Here is a 3251-nt window from a genome sequence, read left to right as displayed (position 1 = left end):
AGGTAAAAGCTACAAGCTTTTACCTGCAAGCCGCAAGGTATTCATGTTCACCGCCATAATTGTGTTGGGTGGTTCTGCTGCCAAACCTTGAAGGTTTTTAAAAAAGAATCAAGGCTTAAAACAAAAAGCCCCGGCAGAAAAACCGGGGCTTTGTCGTCGTATAGCGAAGGGTAGGATTAGTTAGGGCGATAAAAAACACCCGCCGGTGATAACAGTTTTCATTTAGGTCTGTCCTTCCTTCCATCATGGCCGGTTTTGCATTTGTCAGCTTTCTGATCCACAAAAAGCACAGGGCTTTTCCATGGCTGTAGTGAAGATCCTACCTGCTGCTTACAAGCCGCACACGATAGAACATAGACTTTGTTTAACTACCATGGTTTAATTGGTATTGAAAAATAAACCCCGATGTTTTTGCATCGGGGTTTATTGATCGAGTTGGGTACTACCTGCGCATAGGAGGCAGTTCCAGGTCGCGCTTCAGCATATCGTTGCGGTTGGCCATTTCCCATGCAGTATGGAATACCAGGCGTGCACGCTTCTCCATGAGGGTATAGTTGATCTTGTCGGGCGTGTCGGTGGGACGGTGGTAATCGGCGTGGGTACCATTGAAGTAGAAAATGATGGGTACGCCATTTTTAGCAAAGTTGTAGTGGTCGCTGCGGTAGTAAATGAATTCCTTATCATTGGGATCATTGTACTTATAGTCCAGCTCCATTTTAATGAACTTATTGTTCACGCTTTCGCTGATGGTACGCAGGTCGGTGCTCAGCTTGTCGTCGCCTACTACATACACGTAGTTGGTGCTGTCGCCCTGGGTACGCTTGGGATCAATACGGCCAATCATGTCGATGTTGAGGTTGGCAGTTGCTTTCGCCAGGTCGATGGTAGGGTGGGAGCCGTAGTATTCAGAACCCAGCAGGCCTTTTTCCTCACCGCTCACGGTCATGAACAGGATGGAGCGCCGGTTGCCCTTGCCTTCTTTCTTGGCTTTTGCAAAAGCTTCAGCCAGCTCAATCACGCTAACGGTACCCGAGCCGTCATCATCTGCACCATAATAGATCACGCCATTCTCGCGCTTGCCTTCATGGTCGTAGTGGGCGGTTACAATCAGGTATTCATCGGCCTTGTCGGTGCCGGGCAGTACGCCCAGTACGTTGGAGCTTTGGGTTGTAACCAGGGCTTTGTCTACCTGCAGCAGCACCTCGGCAGGATAGCCCTTGGGTGTGCCGGTAGCAGTTTTCGCCGCTTCATAATTATTCTTCAGAATAGCCTTGGCAATGTCTTCAGAAATTGTGAGTTCCTGCAGGGGCAGGCTCTTGCGGAAAGCCTGTACCATAAGGCGGCCTTTGCGCATGGGCTGTGCAGGTGCCTTGTAGGTAGATGATACGATCATCACACCGGCAGGTGCCTTGGTGCGCAGCTTGCTCACGATGGCAGGGTTGGCAGCATCTGCAAAAAGCAGTACCAGTTTGCCACCCAGGTCGGCGCTGTCGATACCGGCGGCATTGCTCTTGGCGATGCTCACCACTTCACCCAGGCGGAAGGTGCCGGCAACACTGTTGGCAACACTCAGGCTAAAATCCTGGAACAGTTGGAAAGGCTGGCCGTTGATCTCCAGCTTGGCGCCTGCCAGTGAGTCCTGGTACAGGGGATAAGGTTGCTGGTAGGTACCATTGAAGCCGGGCTGGAGGCCAATACGGCGGAACTCGTTTTCGATGTAGGCGGCCGCTTTACGCTGGCCTTCGGTACCTGTTTCCCGTCCTTCCATTTCGGCACCAGCAACAATGTAAAGGTGCTTTTTCAGGTCGGCGGAGGTGATGGTCTTTGCGTAGGCTTCGGGCTTGCCTGTTTTTTGCGCAAAGCTTACCAGTGTGCTGCACAGCAACACCGGCAGGAGCAATTGTTTCATGTGAACCATTGGGTTTAAAAAGAAATACCGGAAATCCGGGTCCCGAATTTCCGGTATTCCGCCGGAAGTGCAAAAGAAGAAATGAGGTTTAGGATTAGGTTAAGGATGAGCGGACGAAAGGGCCGCAGCCAGAACCTTGCGCCAAACTACATACAAGCGATCTTGCCCACCCGGTTGGCATGGCGGCCCCCTTCAAATTCGGTAGTGGCAAAAGCCTGCACAATGGCTTCGGCAGTGGGTGTAGGAATAAAGCGTGCGGGAATGCACACAATGTTGGCGTTGTTGTGCTGCCTGGCCAGCTTGGCAATTTCTTCCAGCCAGCAGATGGCGGCGCGTATGCCCTGGTGCTTATTGGCAGTGATGGCTACACCATTGGCACTGCCGCAAACCAGTACACCCCACGCAGCTTCACCACTTTCAACTGCAATGCTAACGGGGTGGGCGAAATCGGGATAGTCGACCGAGTCGGGACTGTTGGTGCCAAAATCCTTAACCTCGTAGCCTTGCTCCCGGAGCATATTGGCCAGAACGGTTTTGTACTCGTAACCGGCGTGATCGGCGCCGATGGCTACAGGGCGGCTTTTATCGAATGTGTTCATCGTATGAATGTTTGGGGTAAAGTTACCGTTTCACGCAAAGCTGCAAGGGTGCAAAGTTTTTTCACGCCAAGGCACCAAGGAGCAAAGGCAGCAAGTTGATTTTCACGCAACCGCGCAACGATAAGATAGTGTTGCACGCAAAGTCGCAGAGGCGCAAAGGATAAGACCTTCAATGAAAAAAGTTTCAACGAATTCAACTCGTAGCGCCGTGGCTCCGTTGCGTCGTTGCGTGAACCAAACTTTGCTCCTCTGCGCCTTTGCGTGCAAACAAAAAAGCCTGCCGCTTTCGCAACAGGCCTACTATGAACTTTAAACTAATAACTATAGACTTTTCACTTAGCTCCACTCTTTCACATCTTCCGCAGCTCTTTCTTTCTCTACCCGGCGGCAAAGCACGATGCTGATTTCATACAGCAGCAGCAGGGGCAGGGCAACGGTCATCTGGCTGATGATATCCGGGCCGGGCGTGATCACACCGGCTACGATCAGCACAATTACCAGTGCATACTTGCGCGACTGTGCCAGGAAAGTTGCCGTAACGATGCCCACCTTGGCCAGGAAAAACATCACCAGCGGCAGCTGGAAGGCGAGGCCGCTACCCAGTATCAGCGGGGTCATGGTATCGAGGTAGGAACCGATGGTCCAGCGGTTTTCAATGAACTCGTCTACCTGGAAAGTGGCGAAGAAGTGGATGGTATAAGGCGACACCACGAAGTAGCCAAAACATACGCCCACGAAGAAGA

At 51.9% G+C, this 3251-nt stretch carries 3 protein-coding genes; all 3 read right to left on the bottom strand.

What is annotated here, in order from left to right; genetic code table 11:
• Positions 1 to 442: 442 nt before the first annotated feature.
• The gene (locus BUE76_RS21030) at positions 443 to 1909 is read right to left on the bottom strand and encodes a M28 family peptidase (protein WP_073044208.1); all 1467 of its coding nucleotides are present in this window, start codon (positions 1907 to 1909) and stop codon (positions 443 to 445) included.
• A gap of 146 nt (positions 1910 to 2055) precedes the next feature.
• Complete coding sequence (gene rpiB / locus BUE76_RS21025) at positions 2056 to 2508, bottom strand: ribose 5-phosphate isomerase B (protein ID WP_073044210.1); 453 nt, start codon at positions 2506 to 2508, stop codon at positions 2056 to 2058.
• A 336-nt stretch (positions 2509 to 2844) separates the two neighbouring features.
• Positions 2845 to 3251, bottom strand: a 407-nt coding sequence (tatC, locus tag BUE76_RS24290) for a twin-arginine translocase subunit TatC (protein ID WP_173702668.1), incomplete at its 5' end; no start/stop codon positions are given.

Source organism: Cnuella takakiae (genome assembly GCF_001953305.1).
In the GTDB taxonomy this organism is placed as follows: domain Bacteria; phylum Bacteroidota; class Bacteroidia; order Chitinophagales; family Chitinophagaceae; genus Flavisolibacter; species Flavisolibacter takakiae.
Note: the sequence above shows the minus strand (reverse complement) of the source record. Positions and strands in the feature narration are given on the sequence as shown.